The 17,852-nt window shown below is 71.6% G+C and carries 12 protein-coding genes; 8 read left to right on the top strand and 4 right to left on the bottom strand.

What is annotated here, in order from left to right; all coding sequences use genetic code 11:
- Positions 1-244 precede the first annotated feature (244 nt).
- From NZH93_RS12645 to NZH93_RS12630, 4 genes are read left to right on the top strand one after another with little or no spacing between them, the layout of a single operon-like run.
- Positions 245-1,210, top strand: a complete 966-nt coding sequence (locus tag NZH93_RS12645) for an acyltransferase domain-containing protein (protein ID WP_259623219.1) — start codon at positions 245-247, stop codon at positions 1,208-1,210.
- Between the two features lie 35 nt (positions 1,211-1,245).
- Positions 1,246-2,655 (top strand): N-acetylglucosamine/diacetylchitobiose ABC transporter substrate-binding protein, encoded by a 1,410-nt coding sequence (ngcE, locus tag NZH93_RS12640; protein ID WP_259623218.1) that lies wholly within the window; start codon positions 1,246-1,248, stop codon positions 2,653-2,655.
- Positions 2,652-3,644: a carbohydrate ABC transporter permease gene (locus NZH93_RS12635; protein ID WP_259623217.1), complete on the top strand. Its 993-nt coding sequence runs from the start codon at positions 2,652-2,654 to the stop codon at positions 3,642-3,644. Before ngcE ends, NZH93_RS12635 begins: the two co-directional genes overlap by 4 nt.
- Positions 3,641-4,456: a carbohydrate ABC transporter permease gene (locus NZH93_RS12630; RefSeq protein WP_259623216.1), complete on the top strand. Its 816-nt coding sequence runs from the start codon at positions 3,641-3,643 to the stop codon at positions 4,454-4,456. The genes NZH93_RS12635 and NZH93_RS12630 overlap by 4 nt, the downstream gene beginning before the upstream one ends.
- A gap of 105 nt (positions 4,457-4,561) precedes the next feature.
- Here NZH93_RS12630 and NZH93_RS12625 read toward each other — a convergent pair whose 3' ends face one another.
- Entirely contained in the window at positions 4,562-5,587 is a 1,026-nt protein-coding gene (locus NZH93_RS12625; protein WP_259623215.1) for a dihydrodipicolinate synthase family protein, read from the bottom strand.
- Positions 5,587-6,603, bottom strand: coding sequence for an NAD-dependent epimerase/dehydratase family protein (locus NZH93_RS12620; RefSeq protein WP_259623214.1), 1,017 nt, complete (start codon positions 6,601-6,603; stop codon positions 5,587-5,589). The genes NZH93_RS12625 and NZH93_RS12620 overlap by 1 nt, the downstream gene beginning before the upstream one ends.
- 130 nt (positions 6,604-6,733) lie before the next feature.
- Between NZH93_RS12620 and NZH93_RS12615 the strand changes: the two genes are divergently transcribed.
- Complete coding sequence (locus NZH93_RS12615) at positions 6,734-7,873, top strand: GntR family transcriptional regulator (RefSeq protein WP_259623213.1); 1,140 nt, start codon at positions 6,734-6,736, stop codon at positions 7,871-7,873.
- A 32-nt stretch (positions 7,874-7,905) separates the two neighbouring features.
- Positions 7,906-8,907 (top strand): Gfo/Idh/MocA family protein, encoded by a 1,002-nt coding sequence (locus NZH93_RS12610; protein WP_259623212.1) that lies wholly within the window; start codon positions 7,906-7,908, stop codon positions 8,905-8,907.
- Positions 8,908-8,956: 49 nt separating this feature from the next.
- On the opposite strand, the gene NZH93_RS12605 is transcribed toward NZH93_RS12610, so the two are convergent.
- Positions 8,957-9,799: a polysaccharide lyase gene (locus NZH93_RS12605; RefSeq protein WP_259623211.1), complete on the bottom strand. Its 843-nt coding sequence runs from the start codon at positions 9,797-9,799 to the stop codon at positions 8,957-8,959.
- Positions 9,800-10,060: 261 nt separating this feature from the next.
- On the opposite strand from NZH93_RS12605, the gene NZH93_RS12600 reads away from it, so the two are divergent.
- Positions 10,061-14,635 carry an alginate lyase family protein gene (locus tag NZH93_RS12600; protein ID WP_259623210.1) on the top strand — a complete coding sequence of 1,525 codons (4,575 nt, stop codon included), beginning with the start codon at positions 10,061-10,063 and terminating at the stop codon, positions 14,633-14,635.
- Here NZH93_RS12600 and NZH93_RS12595 read toward each other — a convergent pair.
- The gene (locus NZH93_RS12595; RefSeq protein ID WP_259623209.1) at positions 14,622-15,167 is read right to left on the bottom strand and encodes an AAA family ATPase; all 546 of its coding nucleotides are present in this window, start codon (positions 15,165-15,167) and stop codon (positions 14,622-14,624) included. The two genes, NZH93_RS12600 and NZH93_RS12595, sit on opposite strands and share 14 nt — an antisense overlap.
- 281 nt (positions 15,168-15,448) lie before the next feature.
- Here NZH93_RS12595 and ligA point away from each other — a divergent pair, with 281 nt between their 5' ends.
- Positions 15,449-17,440: an NAD-dependent DNA ligase LigA gene (gene ligA / locus NZH93_RS12590; RefSeq protein WP_259623208.1), complete on the top strand. Its 1,992-nt coding sequence runs from the start codon at positions 15,449-15,451 to the stop codon at positions 17,438-17,440.
- The last annotated feature ends 412 nt before the right edge of the window (positions 17,441-17,852 follow it).

Here is a 17,852-nt window from a genome sequence, read left to right as displayed (position 1 = left end):
AGCGTCCCGGATAGGAATGAATTGCCGATGTGGGAATGATTGTGCCTGCTCAGGCATGATGGCATGAATGCTCGGCAGTCATTCCACGGAGTTTCGCGTGAACCCGGATGAATCATTGACTAACTGCTGGTCACGCATAATGATGTGCCGCACCAGGTGAGTGGCCACCGAATTCCTTCCCCCGATCGGGGAATGACTTCCGGAAGGACGGAGCGGTGCCGCGGCGCGAGGAAGGGGACGGCCGGTGGGTGAGCACGAGGACTGGGCGGCGCTGTTGCTCGGGCAGCCGCCCGCCGCCGACGTGGCGGATCCGGAGCCAGTCGGGGCCGAGGAGGCGCGGCGGCGGCTGGCGCTGCTGGACGTGCCCGAGGTCGACCGGGCGGACGTCCTCGCGACCCTGCCCACGCCGAGCGGAACCCCGGAGCTGTGGGCCGCGCTCGTGCGCTGCCATCAGGTCCTGCACGCGGACGCCGTCCCCAGCCGCGCCGTCGTCTGGCCGAACGCGCCCGCGTCGCTCGGCGCGGCGGGCCGCTACTTCTACGTGCACCTCTACCTGCTGGCACTGCCCGGTCTGCTGGCACGGCACCGCGCGCTGCGCGTGCCGTACGACGTCACGGTCGCGACCGCGCGGGACGTCGGCGCCAAGGTGGCGAGCTACCGCGAGTACTACGGCGTCGGTGGACTGGACCGGCAGACCTGGCTCGTCCGGCACTTCCGCGCCACCCTGTTCCGGCTCGGCAGGCTCCAGTTCGACCGCGCGGCGCTCGCCGTCGAGCAGTACCACGCCGAAGCCGGTGGCACCGGGCCGAAGCAGGGCACCCCGGTGCTGGAGGTGCACATCCCCGGCGACGGGCCGATGACCCCCGACCTGTGCGACGAGTCGTTCCGGCTCGCCCGGCCGTTCTTCGCCGAGCACTTCCCCGACGAGCGCTACGACCACGCGACCTGCCGGTCCTGGTTGCTCGACCGGCAACTCGCCGACGTCCTGCCCGCCGACTCGAACATCGTCCGGTTCCAGCGGAGGTTCGAGCTGTTCGGCCCGGAACCGGCGTGCGACAGCGACGTCCTCGAATTCGTCTTCCACCTGCCGCCGGGCACGGGCGACCTCGCCCGACTGCCCCAGGACACCACGTTGCAGCGCGCCATCGTCACCCACCTGCGGGCGGGCCGCCACTGGCGGCAGGGCTGCGGCTGGGTCGCGCTCGCCTGAGAAACCCCTACCCGTCAACGAGAACGGATACCGCCATGCCCTCCAACGAGATCTCGCGGCGCGCGGTGCTGCGCGCGGCCGCCGTGCTCGGCGTGTCCTTGCCCGGCCTCGCGGCCTGCGTGACCAGCGGATCCGGGGGCGGGTCCTCGTCGGCAGGCGGTGGCGACCGGAGCGCCGCCAACCCGTTCGGCGTGCAGGCCGACGCGCCCCTGGAGGTCGTCGTCTTCAAGGGCGCCTACGGCGACGACTACGTGATCGCCGCGGAGAACGGTTACAAGAGTCGGTTCTCCGGCGCGGTGATCGACCACAAGGGCATCCAGAAGGTCGGCGACACGCTGCGGCCGCGGTTCGTCGCGGGCAACCCGCCGGACGTCGTCAACAACACTGGCGCGGGCAGGCTCGACATCGCCGCGCTGAACCAGTCCAAGCAGTTGGAGGTGCTGGACAGCCTGCTCGACGCGCCGTCGTGGGACGACCCCAACGTCAAGGTGCGGGACACCCTGCTGCCCGGCGTGGTCGAGGACGGCACCTACGACGGGTCGTTCGTGCGCCTCAACTACGTCTACACCGCCTGGGGGCTCTGGTACTCCAAGCCGCTGTTCGAGAAGAACGGCTGGCGGTGGCCGTCGACCTGGCCGGAGATGCTCGCGCTGTGCGAGGAGATCAAGAAGTCCGGTGTCGCGCCGTGGACCTACCAGGGCAAGTTCCCCGAGTACGTGGCCGACCCGCTGCTCGTCATGGCCGCCAGGGGCGGTGGTGTCGACCTGCTCAGGTCGATCGACAACCTGGAACCGAACGCCTGGCGGCACGAGTCGGTGAAGGCCGCTGCCGAGGCCATCGCCGAACTGTCCGCCAAGGGGTACGTCATGCCCGGCTCGGAAGCGCTCTCGCACACCGAGGCCCAGGGGGCGTGGTGCCAGGGCAAGGCGGCGATCATCCCGAGCGGCTCGTGGCTGGAGAGCGAGCAGAAGAGCGTGACGCCCGCCGGGTTCGACATGGTCATGGGCGCCGTGCCGTCACTGTCCTCTTCGGACAAGCTGGGAAGCAACGCCATCCACGCCGCCAGCAGCGAGGCCTACCTCGTGCCCAGCCAGGCCAAGAACGTGCCCGGTGGCCTGGACTTCCTGCGGATGCTGTTCTCCCGCAAGGCGATGAACGAGTTCGCGAAGGCCGTGGGCACGATGCCGTCGGTGTCCGGCGCCACCGACGGCCTGACGCTCTCGCCCGCGCTCACCTCGGTGACCGAGGCGGTCAAGGCCGCGGGCACCGACATGATCAACTACCGGCACCGCACCTGGTACCCGACGCTGACCAAGGCCGTCGACGACGGCGTCGGCGAGCTGGTCAGCCTCCGCATCACGCCCGCGGAGTGGGTCGACCGGGTCCAGAAGGCGGCCGACGACGTCGCCGCCGACTCCAGCGTCAAGAAGTACGAGCGCCGATGAGCAGGGCCGTGCTGACCCCGCGGGTGGAGCGGACGGACCCGCCCGCCCCGCCGCCGGTGAAGCCGAAGCGCCGCCGGAAGCTCAACCGCGGCTACGGTTTCGTCATCGGCGCCCTGCTGCCCGCGCTGGTGATGCACGTCGTCTTCGTCGTGTCGCCCTACGCGCAGGCGTTCTACCTCTCGCTGACCGACTGGAACGGCGTCGCGGGCACGGCGAACTTCGTCGGGCTGGCCAACTTCGGCCGCCTCGCGGGCGACTCGCTGTTCCTCGCCTCGATCCGGAACAACCTGCTGCTGTTGCTGCTGATGCCCGCTGCGACGATCGGTATCGGCCTATTCCTCGCGACGATGATCCAGCGCGGCTCCCGCACCGGCCGCGGCGGTGTGCGCGGCGCGCGGTTCTACCGGATCGTGTTCTTCTTCCCGCAGCTCCTGTCGGTCGCGATCGTGGCGGTCCTGTGGGGCTTCGCGTACAACCCGAACAACGGGCTGATCAACGGCGTGCTGCGGGCGGTCGGCCTCGGCGGCCTAGCCCGGAGCTGGCTCGCCGAACCGGGACTCGCGCTGTTCGCCGTGATGGCGGTGATGATCTGGTCCGGCGTCGGGTTCTACCTGGTGCTCTTCAGCGCCGCGATCGACGGCGTGCCCAAGGAGATCTACGAGGCCGCGCTGATCGACGGGGCGAACGGCTGGACCACGTTCTGGCGGATCACCCTGCCACTGCTGCGGGACAACGTCCAGGTCGCGTTCGTCTACCTGGGCATGGCGGCGCTGGACGCGTTCGCGCTGGTGCAGATCATGACCGTCGGACCAGGCGGGCCGGACGGCTCCACCGAGGTGATGGGCCTGTCGCTGTACCGGACCGCGTTCGAGTACGGGAAGTTCGGCTACGCGTCCGCGATGGGCGTGGCGCTGTTCTTCGGCACGCTGGTGTTCGCGCTGATCGCGTTGCGCGGCAGCGGCGGCAAGGACCGGACGGAGTTGGCATGAGGCGGTTCCCGCTGCACCTGGCGCTGGCCTTCTGGGCGGTCGTCACCGCCTTCCCGCTGCTGTGGGCGGTGACGAGCTCGTTCAAGTCCGACAGCGAGATCCTCACCAGCCCGTGGACGCTGCCCGCGGAACCGAGGTGGGACAACTTCTCCCGCGCGTGGAGCCAGGCCTCGATCGGCCAGTACTTCCTGAACTCGGTGATCGTCGTCGGCGGCGCGCTGGTGCTGACGATGCTGTTCGGCGGGCTGGCGGCGTACGCGCTGGCCCGGTACCGGTTCCCCGGCAACAGGGCCGTCTACTACCTGTTCGTCACCTCGCAGTTCTTCCCCACGTTCCTGGCGCTCGTCCCGCTCTTCTTCACCGTGGAGCAGATGGGGCTGCTGGGCACCAAGCTCGGCCTGATCCTGGTGTACGCGACGTTCGCGACCCCGTTCACCGTCTTCTTCCTGCACGCGTTCTTCCGGTCGCTGCCGAGCGCGGTGGCCGAGGCGGCGTTCATCGACGGCTGCACGCACTGGGGGGTCTTCTTCCGGGTGATGCTGCCGATGGCGAGGCCCGGCCTGGTGTCGGTCGCGATCTTCAACTTCCTCGGGCTGTGGAACCAGTACCTGCTGCCGCTGGTGCTCAACCCCGACCCGGAGGACTACGTGCTGGCGCAGGGGTTGGCGGCGCTGTCGACGAGCCAGGGCTACCAGAGCGACTGGAGCGGCCTGTTCGCCGGGCTGACCATCGCCATGCTCCCCGTGCTGCTCGCCTACGTGTGCTTCCAGCGCTACATCCAGGCGGGGGCCACCGCGGGGGCGGTGAAGTAGAGACCTGGCCGGGGCGTCGCGCCCTTCGTCCCGGCCAGGGCGGGCACCACGTGTGCCGGCCGCCGAGGTGTGGGCACCCGTGGGCGGACGGGTGCCCACACCGCGTCACGTCAGCCAGCGCGCGAGTCCCGCGGCGACGAAGTCGTCCTCCTCGCGCAGGTACGGGTACTCGCCGTGCACGCGGGTCAGCTCGTCGGCCTGGCCGGGTGACAGGGCCTCCGCGGGGCCCAGGCACCAGGTGCCTGCCAGCAAGCCCTGACGCCGCAACACCTCGTGCACCCCGGCGATCACGCCCGCGAACCCGTGGCGCACGTCGAACACCGCCGCGTTGGCGTCGACGCACATCGCCGTCCACGCCTCCGCGCGCCGCCGTGCCTCGACGTCGCCGTCCCACGCCGCGTGGACGTCGTCCAGCAGCCGCACCGCCGTGCGGGTCCACACGGCCCAGTGGCCGAGCAGCCCGCCGACGAACCGGCGCACCTCGCCGCCCACGTGGAACGGCGTGAGGAGGTCGCCGACGATGTTGTCGTCGTTTCCCGTGTACAGCGCAACGTCCGCGCCGCGGTCGGAGTCGACGACGCCCTGGACGAGTTCCAGCGTGCGGTACCGGTCGAACGGCGCGGCCTTGACCGCGACCGTCGACTCCTGGTCGGCGAGCCGCCGCCAGTAGTCGCGCGGCAGGTACCGGCCGCCGACCGCCTCCTGGAGGTAGAAGCCGATCACCGGCAGCACCTCGCCGATCGCCGCGCTCCGGTCGAGCAGGTCGGCCGGGGACGCGTCGGGCAGGCCACCGGGGGAGACGAGCACGGCGTCGTACCCCAGTTCCCGCGCGACCTCGGCCTCCCGCACGGCCTGGTGTGCGGGCCCGGCCACCCCGGCGACGCGCAGGAACGGCCGGTCGTCGAACTCCTCGGCCGCCAGTTCCAGCACGGGCCGGTAGAGGCCGTGCTCGCGGATCTCGAACTGGGTCGTGTGCACTCCGACGGCCAGACCACCCGCGCCCGCGTCGAGGTAGTACCGGGTGAGCGCGCGTTGACGGCGTTCGTCGAGCGTCCGGTCGGCGGTGAGCGCCAGCGGGTGCGCCGGGATCACCGTGCCCCGGCGCAGCAGCGCGGTCCTGGTGGCGTCCATCAGAACCGCCCGTCCCTTCGCTCGAACTTCGTGGGCTTGTCCCACAGGTGCCCGCCCGCGCGCAGCCACTCGACCTGGAGGTCGATCAGGCCGTCGAGCGTGCGGTCCGGGTAGCCGAAGAGCCCGTGGCACAGCGACGCGTCGCTGAGCAGGCTCGTACCGGGCAGGGAACCGGTGAACGCGGCCTCTGCGCCGAGCCGGTCCGCGAGCCGCGTCGCGATCGACCGCACCGACGCCGTTTCCGGGCCGGTCAGGTTGAGCACGAACGGCGCGTCGGAGGCACGCGCGACGCACCGCAGCACGACCTCGTTGGCGTACCGCTGCCACACCACGTTGACCGCGCCGGTCCCGAGGTCGACCGGCTCGCCGTCGAGCACGCGCCGCGCCAGGTCCGCGATCACGCCGTAGCGCGGCTCGCACGCGTAGTTGAGCCGGACCAGCGCGACCGGCGTGCCCCTGGTCCGCGCCGCGTGGGTGAACACCTGCTCGCGGCCCAGACAGGTGATCGCGTAGTTCCCCTCGGGTCGTGGCTCGTCGGTCTCCACGCTGCCGCCGCCGACCGGCTCGGTCATCCCGTAGACGTTGCCGGTCGACAGGGCGACGATCCGGGCCCGCGGGTAGCGCTCGGCGATGTACGCGGGCAGCACCGCGTTCGTCATCCACGCCTGTTCGGGCGCGTCCGCGGTGCCGAACTTGGCGCCCACCAGGAAGACCACGACCTCGGCGTCGGGCAGTCCCGCCACCGCGGCCGGGTCCGCGAGGTCGGCCGCGACGACCTCCACCCCGCGAGCGGCGACCCGGTCGCGGCTGTCCGGGTCGGACCAGCGCGACACCGCCCGCACCCGCACATCAGCCCGGCCCGCCTCGTCGAGCGCGCGCCGGGCCATGCCCGCGATGCCCGACCCGGTCTTGCCGCCCGCCCCGAGTACGACGACGTCACCGGCCCACCCCGCCGCCTCCCCGACGAGCGCGGGACTCGGCCTGCCGAGTTCTTCGTCCAGTTCTTCTTCGCCCATCGCGGCGCACTCTCCGGAATGTCGAATTCATTCTTTGGAAGGAATGAATTTCTGCAACTTTGTCGATCGGAACCACGAAATCACAGGTCACCTCTTGCGGCAAGGGCAGGAATAGGTCATTCTTCCCAGCATGACAGCAGCTGAATCGGAGGATTCATTCCTTCATTCCGCCCGCCCGAAATGGCAATGGGCCGCTGACCGTCTGCGCCAGGACATCGCCGAGGGGTCCTGGGCGCCGGGGGACCAGTTGCCCGTCGAACGGGAACTCGCGAACACCCTGTCGGTCAGCATCAACACGATCCGCCGAGCGGTGGGCCAGCTCGTGCGCGAGCAGGTCGTGCTGCGCCGCCAGGGCGCCGGTACGTTCGTGTGCCCCGAACCCGCTCCCACCGCCCCCGGACGACGGCTGGTGGGCGTGCTGGTCCCGTCGACCACCTACTACTACCCGCGCGTCATCGACGGCTTGCAGCGCGTGCTGCGCGGTGCCGGGTTCGGCGTGGTGCTCGTGTGCTCGAAGTACGACCTCGACGTGGAGCGCGACGAGCTGCGCGGGATGCTCGACACCGGCGTGCAAGGCCTGGTCCTGGTGCCCAGCCTGCACCTGATGGACGACCCCCAGTCCTACGTGGACGGTCTGCGCGACCTGCCGGTGCCGTACGTGCTCGCGGAACGCCGCCCGCCCTCGCCGGAGCCGGACGACCCGACGACGTTCGTCGGCGCGGACCACGCGGGCGGCGTGTGCAAGGCGGTTCGCCACCTGCGGGACCTCGGCCACCAACGGATCGGGTTCCTCGGCCGGGTCAACACCGGCACGGCCGACCAGGTCGCGGACGGGTTCGAGAAGGCCACCGCGCTGCTGGAGGTCGACGTCGACCCCCGCGTGCGCTCCCGCAGGCTCCTGTGGCAGCCCCAGGAGATCACCGCCTACGCGCGCCAGTGCGCGACCGCGGGCGTCACCGCGGTGTTCTGCCACGGCGACCGCGACGCCGCCGCGCTCGTGGTGGCCGTGCGCAGGCTCGGGCTGTCGGTGCCCGGCGACCTCGCCGTGGTCGCCTACGACGACGAGGTCGCCGAGGTCGGGGACGTGCCGCTCACCGCGGTCTCCCCGCCCAAGACCGAGGTCGGCGCGCTCGCCGCGCAACTGCTGCTGCACCGCGTCGAGGGCGGCCCGAACGTCCCCTCGCAGCAGGTGCTGATCCAGCCGCGCCTCGTGATCCGGGCGTCCTGCGGCGCCCGGCTCGCGGAACCCGCGCTGACCGCCTCGGCCTGACGCCATCGCGACGAGAGAGCAGGAACTGACGCATGACCTCATTCCGGATCGGGCTGCTGGGCGCCGGAGCTGTCGGGGCGCTGCACGTGACGGCCGCCGCCGGTGCCGACTCCTACGAGATCGCCGCCATCTGCGACGTGCGCCGGGAGGCGGCCGAGGTGCTGGCGGGGCCCGGTGTCGCGGTGCACACCGACCACCGGCGGATGATCGCCGAAGCCGGGCTGGACGCGGTGATCGTCACGACCCCGCACGCCCTGCACGCCCAGCAGGTCGTCGACGCCGCGCGGGCCGGGCTGCACGTCCTGGTGGAGAAGCCGATGGCGACCACCGTCGAGGACTGCTCGCGGATGATCGAGGCCTGCGAGGAGGCGGGCACGCTGCTCGCGGTCGCGCACGTGATCCACTTCGACCCGGTGGCGCGCGAGGCCCGGCGGCTCATCGCCTCCGGCGAGTTCGGGGCGCCGCTGCTGATCGCGCACCGCCGGTCCGCCCACTACGACCGCGACTCGCGGCCCGCGTGGTTCTTCGACGCCGTCCTCGCGGGCGGCGGCATCGTCCTCAACGTCGGCACCCACGGCCTGGACCGCATCCAGTGGTTCGGCGGCGGTGAGATCCAGCGCGTCAGCAGCGTCGTGCGGGGCCGCGAGGGCATGGACGTCGAGACGGACTCGCTGGCGCTGGTGGAACTCGCCAACGGCGTCGCGGCGAGCGTCGTGCTGACCAGCCGGGGCGTGCCGTACGTCGACGAGACCGACGTCGTGATGCCGGAGGTGACGCTGCGGGTGTCGGCCGCCGACGGCCTCCTGCTCCTGCGCGACGGCGCGGTGACCACGCTGGTGCCCGCGAGCCCCGAGCACCTGCGGTCGGCGTTCCGCACCCAACTGGACGGGTTCGTCGCCGTCGCGACCGGCCGGGCGGGCGAGCACGTCGGCGGCGCCTACGGCCGGTCCGTGGTGTCCGCGGCGCTCGCGGTCTACGAGGCCGCCGACCGCGGCCACCCGGTGGACGTCCCCCGGCAGGCGGTGACGCCCTGACCGCACGGGTCCCGCCCACCCGGTTGGGTGGACGGGACCTGTGGATCGCCTAGACGGGACTGGTGTTGACCCTCAGGTCGTCGTACCAGATGTAGGAGGTGTTGGTCGGGGCGAACGTCGTGTCGGCCCCGCCGTGGAACGACGACAGGTAGGCGCGGTCGATCAGGTCGCCGTTGCGGACGAACTTGAGCCCGGAGATGAGGGCCGCGGACTGGCCGTTGTACCAGACCTGGATCTCACCGTCGGGGTTGGCGTTGCCGTTGGTGACGGTGTTGACCCGCACCCGCTGGACGATCTCCACCCACTGCCCGCGCGGGTAGTAGACGGTGGAGCCGCCCACGCTGAGGTCGCGGTAGTCGCCGTACTGACCGGCGTGGTCCATGCTGTAGTAGTAGATCGCGGCTTTGCCGCCGCTGCGCCAGATGAAGCGCGACGTGAAGCCGTTGTAGCCGTCGCAGGGGACGCCACCGGAGCACGACGCGCCCGCGCCGAGACCGATCCCGATCTTGCCCGCGAACTGGGTCGTCCCCCAACTGAAGTCCGGGCTGAACCGGACCCACTGCGCGACGTAGTACTCCCGCGCCCTGGGGATGGCGAACGGCGCCGAGGCGCCGGAGTTCTCCGGCCCGATCTGCCGGGCCGGGTAGGTCACCCGCAACGACTTGGAGCCGCTGCGCTTGACGCTGGAGTCGATCAGCGTGCGGTTGTCGAGACCGAGGTCCCACGGCGCGCTCCACCCGTCGGTGCCCCACTGGGCTCGGGGGTAGGAGGAACCGGCGGTCGGGCGTTCGAAGGTGTTGTTCAGCGAAGCTGCCATCGCGGCAGGGGCGGCGATGGTGGTGGCGACCAGGGCCGCGCAAGCGGACAGCACGAGCATCGGCAGGGTTCTCATGGTTCTCCTCCACTGGTGTCGGACCCGCGGGCGGACGGGAGGTGATGTGGTCTACACCACTTGGGCAAGCAGTATCGCCAGTGTCGCGACGGCGGGTCAACGGCAGGTGAAGTCATTCCTCATTGATTCCCGTGTGGACGCTCGCGGAAAAACCCGCTGTTGACTGGACATTCGTCGTGTCGCAGGATCTCGGCAAGGTGTTGGGACCGTGGAATTCGTTCCCTCAAAGGGAATGACTGCGGGATTTCCTGGAGGAATCCGATGAGAAGACCGATCGCGGTGCTGCAAGCGTTCGTCGTCGTGGCCGCCACCGCGGTGGCCGTGGCCGCGTCCACCCCGGCCGTGTCGGCCGAACCCGGCCCACCCGCCGCGGACGGCCCCGTCGCGCACGAGTCGCTGCGCGACGGCGGCTTCGAGAACACCACCTCCGCGTGGACGCTCTCCGGCGCGGCGAGACGGGACCAGGGCGGCCACGGCGGAACGGCGTCCCTCGCCGTCACCTCGGCCACCGGAACGTCCTGGGAGGGCGCGACCTCGGCGTCGTTCGCCGTCGACGCCCGCCGGGTCGCCTCGGTGCGGATCGGGGGCTTCGTCAAGCTCGACGGCGTCGTGCCGGGCGCCACCGCCGACAACGCCGCGAAGATCAGCGTCGCGTTCGTCGACGCCACCGGCAAGCGCACCTGGAAGGGCGTCTCCCTCACCGGCACGCAGGACTGGACCGAGCGGTCCGACGTGCACACCGTTCCCGCCGGGACGGTGTCGGCGTTCCTGTCGGTCGCGCTCGACCGCGCCACGGGCACCGCCCGGTTCGACGACCTGTCGGTCACCCCGGCGTCGTGGGTGAACCTGGTCGCCAACCCCAGCTTCGAGCTCACCACGCCCTCGACCGACACCTGCCCCGCACCGGCCTGGTGCACCCCGTACCTGAGCGACACCTACCGGGTCGACCCGACCACCGCGTCCCACGGCACCAGGTCGCTGCGCATCGACGCCTCGCCCACCCGCAAGATCGGCGGCTTCGTCACGGTCCCGCTGGACCAGAAGACCTGGCCGCTCGTGCACGTCTCGGCGAAGGTGAGGCTCGACCGGGTCGAGACCGCCGACTACACCGATTTCCCCGGCGGCCTGCGGGTGTCGATCGGGTTCCTCTACACCGACGCGGCGGGCGCGAGCGTCTACTCCGCGTCCGGCCTGCTCAACGGCGTGCTCACCGGCTCGCGAGACTGGACCACGATCTCCGGGTCGTTCCGCGTGCCACCGCTGATGACCAAGCTCCAGATCATCCCGGCGATCCAGAACGCCACCGGCACCGCGTGGGTGGACGACGTCCGGGTCACCCCGGAGTCGCCGTGGATCGCGCCGGACGCGGAGACCAGGAAGGCCGCGGACGGCACGTCGGCCACGTTCCTCACCACCGTCACCAACCGCCGGGCCGTGGCCGACGTGCTCCAGCTCGCCTTGGACGGCCCCGGCACGGTGACGCCCGCCGCGACGCCGCTGTTGCGGCCAGGGCAGTCCGCGACCGTAAGGGTGGCCGTGCCCGCGGGCGGGAGCGCCGTGCTGACCGCCACCCCGGCCGGTGACGCGGCGCTCGCGCAGCCCGCCACGTTCCGCGTCGAGAAGGCGACGGCGTCCACCGGCCCGCCCCGCACCTACACCACCCCCGCCCAGCTCGACGTGCTCAAGCGGCGGATCGCGGGCCAGGACTGGGCGGCCAAGGCGTTCGACACCACCGTGAAGGCCGAGGCCGACGCGTGGCTGGACCGCCCGCTCGACCAGCCCGTCGACCACGGTGGGTGGAGCGGCAACTTCAAGTGCCCCGGCACCAACACCTCGCTGGAGTTCGACTACCGCTCGCCGACGCTGCACCGCTGCCCGATCGACGGTTCGACCCACACCGGGCCGCTGCTGGACGCCGCGTGGGTGGAGATCTGGCACAACAACGCCGCGCAGGCCGCGGCCGACCTCGGGCTCGCCTACCGGGTCACCGGCGACGCCCGGTACGCCGTGAAGGCCCGCGACATCCTCGTCTACTACGCCGAGCGGTTCCTGTCCGTCCCGATGAGCGTGCTCTACGGGCGGGTGCACTACCAGTCGCTGGACGAGGCGGTGGCCGCCATTGGCCTGGTCGACGCCTACGACCTGGTGCGCGACGCGCTGTCCGAGGCGGACCGCGTCGACGTGGAGCACAACCTGCTGAAACCGTTGGCGGAACTGGTGATCGCCTACCCCACGGTGACGTCGAACTTCCAGGCGTGGACGGTCGCCGCCGTGCACGGGGTCGGGACCGCCGTCGACGACGCGGGTCTGCGGAAGTGGGCGCTCGACGACCCGCAGATGGGCGCGGAGTTCTTGCTGGACAAGGCCCGCCTGGCCGACGGCTGGTGGTGGGAGGGCGCCGCGAGCTACCACGTGTACGCGGTGCAGGCGTTGACGCAGCTCGCGATCTCCGCGCGCAACGCGGGCGAGCGCGACTACGTCGGCGACGAGCGGTTCCGGTCGATGCACACGACCCTGCTGCCCTACCTGCAACCCGACCTGACGATCCCGGCCGCGGGTGACGGCGGCACGTGGGGGAGGCGCTTCGGGCCGAGCTTCACCGCCATGGCCGAGTGGGCCTACGCCGAGTACGGCTCGCGCGACTTCGCCACGGGGCTCTCACTGGCCTACCGGAACCTCGCCCGCCCGAGGACGGACCGGTGGGCGCTGCGCTACGGGGCCGACGCCATCCCCGGCTTCAGCGGCCCCCGGCAGACCAGCGCCACCTTCGACGGACTGGGCGAGACCGTGCTGCGCTCGTCGGACTCACCCAACCTCGTGCCGAACGGCGGCCTGGAGGAGGCGTCGGTGTCCAACGCCGCCGCGCCGTCGTTCTGGAGGCTCGACGGCGCCTCCTGGGCCGACCGCGGGGCCTTCGCGGGCAAACGCTCCCTGTCCGTCACCGGCGGTCGTGCCGAGCAGGAGTTCCCGCTCGACGGCACGCGCGTCGCGCACCTGGGGTTGCAGGCGGTGGTGCGCTCGACGGGTACCGGGAGGATCGACGTCACGTTCCTGGACGCCGCAGGTCGGGACGTCCGCACCGCGACGCTGCCGGTGCAGGGCGTCACCTCGTGGACCTCGAAGGAGTTGGGGCTCGACGTGCCCGCGTCGGCCCGTGCCGTGCGGATCGCGGTGCGCGGCACGCTGGCCGTGGACGACGTCGACCTGTTCGTCGACGACCTCGCGCGCAACGGCGGGTTCGAGGACGGCTCGACCGGGTGGCGCGCCGAAGGGCGGGCCGAGGTCGCCCCGTTCGGTGAGCGCGGCTCGGCGGCGGCGAAGGTGGTCGGCGGGCCGGACCGCAGTGGGTGGACGACCGACGTCCCCGTGAGCGGCGGGAACGTCACGTCCGTGCGGCTCGACGCGCGCACGCTGTCCCCGCTGATCCCGCTGCGGGACCAGGGCGGCGCACGGGTCGAGCTGTCGTTCGTGACCCCGTCCGGCGTGATGACCCCCGTGAGCACCGCGTTCCGCGACCCGCTCGGGTGGCGTTCGCGGACGCTGTCGGCCGATGTGCCGAAGGACGCCATCGCGGCACGGGTCTCGCTGGTGGTGGAGAACGCGCTCGGCCTCGCCCTGTTCGACGACGTCGTGCTGCGGTTCTCCGGCGCCGTGGACCCCTTCCAGGCCAACGCGCTCCGGCTCGACCACGGCGTCGCGGGCGGTACCCACGGCCACGCGGACAAGCTGCACCTCGACATCGTCGGCGGAGGCGGTAACCAGTCCACCGACCTCGGGCAGATCTACGGCGCGGACAACCGCGACCTCACCGACAACTGGTACCGGGAATCGGTGTCGCACAACACGGTCGTCGTGGACGGCCGCAGCCAGGACCGCAACGTCCGCGGCGCACTGGCGTTCTTCGGCACCACGCCGCGGCTGAAGGTGGTGGACGCCAAGGCGGACAAGCCCTACGCGAGCATCCCCGACGTGTCGCTGCGGCGGGCCGAGCTGATGACCGACGAGTACGCGGTGGACGTGTTCGACGCGACCGGCACGACCCCGCACCGCTTCGACCAGTCGTGGCACGGCCTCGGCGAACTCGCCGTGCAGGGCCCGGTGATGGGCGCGCCGAGCTGCGGCGAGGACTGCGTCCTGGACCCGAACGACAAGGACTTCGGCTACGACGAACTGCGCGTCGTGGCGGAGGGCCGGGCCGGGACCGGTGACTGGTCGGCGCGGTGGACGACCCCGAACGCCGTGCTGGAGGCGCGGGCCCTGGAACCGGTCGCGACCTCCGTGGTGCGGACCACCGGCCCCGGAGTGGCCACCGACGGCAAGCGGATCCCGTTCGTGCTGGCCCGCCGCGACGGCTTGGCCGCCACCAGGTTCACCACCCTGCTGGAGACCCGCTCGGCGGCGGCCCCCGGCGCCGTGACCGCCGCGACCCATGTCGCGCAGGGCCACGTCCGCGTCGACCTGACCGGCGACCGGCGCGACGACGTGCTGTTCGACGGCGGCTACGCGCTGGTCCGGCGCGCGGGCGGCAAACCGGTCAGCGTCGACCTGCTCGACCGGTCGTCGGTCGCGGTGGACGGCCGCGAGTGGATCAGGGTGACCGGCGGTGGCGCGCCGAAGGTCCTGCGCAACGCCTCGGCCGTCTACGACGGGACCACGTTGCGGCTCGCGGTGCACCGCACGGCGGATCGGGTCGGCGGCGGGCCGGAGGTCGGCACCGGCCGCGTCACGATGTCCGTGTACGCGCCGGGGATCCGCACGGTGGAGCTGAACAACGAGCCCGCCCGCGCGGTCGTGCGGAACGGGGACTTCCTCACGGTGACGTTCACGGTGGGGTAGGGAGGCGCCCGACGGTCCGCTCGACCAGCGCCACGCGCTCGGTCAGCGGACCGGCGGGCACCTCGACGAGCTCGAACCCGAGCTCGCGGTAGGTCCGCTCGTGGACCCGCTCGAAGTCGAGCGAGTCCGCGAAGCCGATCCTCCTGGCGGCGGTGGGCTGGACGAAACCCTGGTTGCGGACCAGGAAGACCGTCGTGGAGTAGACGCGCTCCGCCAAGACCCGGTCGACCTCGCGCGCGAGCAGCGGCGAGGTCGTGAGCCCGAGGTAGCGGCTCAGCGCCAGCGTGCACACCGGCGAGCGGTCGAAGAAGGCGGTGGACGCCCCGGCGAGTCGCTCCCGCGACCGCTGGAGCGTCACGATCCGGTCGATGAAGGCGTTGTCGTGCTGCGGTTCCCGGTGGCCGAGGGCGTGGTCCAGCGCGATGGTGTCCGTCGCGGCCTCCTCCACGACGACGTGGCCCCTGGTCTCCAGCAGCCGCAGGACGGCGGTCTTCCCGGCGCCGGGCGTGCCGGTCAGGACGTACTTGGGCATGGCGGGTTCCTCCGTGCGACGAGGGGGAGTGGCGGCCGGACCGCCGAGAGCGGGGGGCTCGATCGACGTGGTGCCGAGGTCAGCGTAGCCGCCGTCCTCGCGGCGGTGCGGACCCGTGGGCGTGGTTCGAGGAGGCGGCGCGCGACGTGCTGGCGTACCGCGACTTCCTCCGCCGGGTGCTGGCCGACGGTGGCACCGCGACGGCCGCCGCGCACTTCGACCTCTGACCCGATCGGTGCGGCAGGGTCCGCAATCCGGCGGTCGCAGGTAACTTGTGGACCGTGAACGCTCGGGATCGCATCCAGGAACTCGCCGACCGGATCGTCGTGCTGCGCGACGCCTACTACCGCGGCTCGCCGCAGGTGGCCGACGCCGAGTACGACGAGGTCGAGGACGAACTGCGCGGCCTGATCGAGGCCAACCCCGACCTGGCGCCCGACCCGAACCCGCTGGAGCAGGTCGGCGCCCCGACGGTGCTGCACGCGCCCGTCCGGCACTCCCGGCCGATGCTGTCGCTGGAGAAGGCCACCAAACCCGAACAGGTCACCGCCTTCTTCGCCCGCTTCCCCGGCCAGCCGGTCGTGGTCATGCCCAAGCTCGACGGCCTGTCCCTCGCGCTGGTCTACGAGAACGGGCGCCTGGCCCGCGCGGTCACCCGCGGTGACGGCACCACCGGCGACGACGTGACCCCGCTGGTCAAAGCCCTGACCGACGGCGTTCCCGCACGGGTCGACGCGCCCGGCCGGGTCGAGGTGCGCGGTGAGGCCGTGATGCTGCGCTCCACCTTCGCCGCCTACAACGCCGCGCACCCGGACAAGCCGCTGATCAACCCCCGCAACGCCGCCGCGGGCACCCTGCGCGCCAAGGACCCGGCCACCGTCTCCGAACGCCGCCAGCAGTTCTTCGCCTTCGACCTGACCACCGAGCCCGACGCCGCCGAGACCGACCTGCACGTCGCGTTGACCACGCTCGGCTTCGCCGTCGCGGACATGCGCCACTGCGACGACGCCGAGGCCGCGCAGGAGGTCATCAGCGCCATCGAGGCGCAGCGCAACGACCTGGACTACGACCTGGACGGCGCCGTGCTGCGCCTGGCCGACCGCACCGCCTACGCCGCCGCCGGCACCCGCTCCAACTCCCCGCGCGGCGCGCTGGCGTTCAAGTTCGCCGCCGAGGAGAAGACCACCGTGCTCGCGGACGTCGTCTGGGACGTCGGCAAAACCGGCAAGATCGCCCCGGTCGCCTGGCTGGAACCGGTGTTCGTCGGCGGCACCACCGTCACCCGCGCGACCCTGGCCAACCAGGAGGTCATCCGCGCCCGCGGCATCCGCATCGGCGACACGGTGCTCGTGCGCCGCGCGGGCGACGTGATCCCGTTCGTCGCCGGCGTGCTCGACGCCGCGCAGCGCACGGGTGCGGAACGCGAGATCGTCCCGCCGAGCGAGTGCCCGTCGTGCGCGCAGCCGCTGACCGAACAGGGCAACAGCCGGGAACTGTTCTGCACCAACGTGGCCTGCCCCGCCCAGACCGTCCGCCGCCTGATCCACTGGGCCTCGCGTGCGGCGGCGGACATCGAGGCCGTCGGCGGGGTGTGGATCGAACGGCTCGCCGAGGCCGGGATCCTTGAGAACCCGTCGGACTTCTACACCCTGACCAAGGAACGGCTGCTGGAGTTCGACCGCATCGGCGAGGTCTCCGCGACCCGCATGATCGAGTCGATCGACACCAGCCGTCAGGTCGGCCTGCGGCGGGCGTTGATCGGCCTGGCGATCCCGATGGCGTCGGAGGGCACCGCCGCGCGCCTGTGCCGTTCGGGCTTCGGGTCGCTGGAGGACGTCCTCGACGCGGGCGTCGATGGGCTGGTGGAGGTGGAGGACATCGGCCCGAAGGTCGCCGCGTCCCTCGTGGAGCACCTGACGCGGTTGCGGCCGGAGTTGGAGCGGCTGCGCGAGCGCGGGGTGTCGCTGGACGTGCGCGAGGAGGACCTGCCGCCGGTCGTCGCGGCCGGAGCGCCGCTGGAGGGCAAGACGGTGGTGATCACCGGCGCGATCAGCGACCCCCGGTCGGGGGAGAAGGTCGCGCGGCCGACGTTCCAGCGCTTGTGCGAGAAGGCCGGTGCCACTGCGGCGTCCTCGGTGTCGGCGAGCACGGACATGCTGATCACCGGCGAGGGTGTCGGCGCGGCCAAGCTGACCAAGGCGGAGAAGTTCGAGGTCGAGGTCGTCGACCAGGGCGTGATCTGGCAGCAACTGATCGCGGCGGGCATCGCCTAGAGGCCTTCGCGGACTGAAAAGGGCTCGGTCCTCGGAAAGCGGCCGTGAAGATTACGGCCGTGATCCTCGGCTATCCGAATCCCCTTATCGCTTCGCGACACGATTCGTCAATGAAGAGAGCGCTGACGAATAAATGCCACCGGCCCTCGCCAGGCCTGTCTTCGGCGATGCCCGACGAGGGCCGGTGGCAACGGGTGTCAGGCAAGTGGGCAAACAAATGCCACATCCACTTCGGACAGTAGCGAAGCTCGTACCGCAGGCGAAACGATGACGCCGGTGGACATCGGACAACGGTGACCGCCCGAGCGCGGATACTCGCGCTGGGGAATTGTGGTGACCGCACCGCCTCTTTTCCCAGTCGTCAGCAGAATGTGTCGACTGGAGCGTTAGGGCACGGGAAGACTGGCGGAGA

Origin of the sequence: Umezawaea endophytica (assembly GCF_025061645.1) — a bacterium.
Taxonomy (GTDB): Bacteria; Actinomycetota; Actinomycetes; order Mycobacteriales; family Pseudonocardiaceae; genus Umezawaea; species Umezawaea endophytica.
The sequence above is the reverse complement of the archived record's forward strand: the minus strand, read 5'-3'. Positions and strand labels throughout refer to the sequence as shown.

Bases quoted from the DNA above. Each gene is read 5' to 3' on its own strand.
- ngcE (WP_259623218.1), top strand. From the start codon at position 1,246: ATGCCCTCCAACGAGATCTCGCGGCGCGCGGTGCTGCGCGCGGCCGCC.
- NZH93_RS12635 (WP_259623217.1), top strand. From the start codon at position 2,652: ATGAGCAGGGCCGTGCTGACCCCGCGGGTGGAGCGGACGGACCCGCCC.
- NZH93_RS12630 (WP_259623216.1), top strand. From the start codon at position 3,641: ATGAGGCGGTTCCCGCTGCACCTGGCGCTGGCCTTCTGGGCGGTCGTC.
- NZH93_RS12625 (WP_259623215.1), bottom strand. From the start codon at position 5,587: ATGGACGCCACCAGGACCGCGCTGCTGCGCCGGGGCACGGTGATCCCG.
- NZH93_RS12620 (WP_259623214.1), bottom strand. From the start codon at position 6,603: ATGGGCGAAGAAGAACTGGACGAAGAACTCGGCAGGCCGAGTCCCGCG.
- NZH93_RS12615 (WP_259623213.1), top strand. From the start codon at position 6,734: ATGACAGCAGCTGAATCGGAGGATTCATTCCTTCATTCCGCCCGCCCG.
- NZH93_RS12610 (WP_259623212.1), top strand. From the start codon at position 7,906: ATGACCTCATTCCGGATCGGGCTGCTGGGCGCCGGAGCTGTCGGGGCG.
- NZH93_RS12605 (WP_259623211.1), bottom strand. From the start codon at position 9,799: ATGAGAACCCTGCCGATGCTCGTGCTGTCCGCTTGCGCGGCCCTGGTC.
- NZH93_RS12600 (WP_259623210.1), top strand. From the start codon at position 10,061: ATGAGAAGACCGATCGCGGTGCTGCAAGCGTTCGTCGTCGTGGCCGCC.
- NZH93_RS12595 (WP_259623209.1), bottom strand. From the start codon at position 15,167: ATGCCCAAGTACGTCCTGACCGGCACGCCCGGCGCCGGGAAGACCGCC.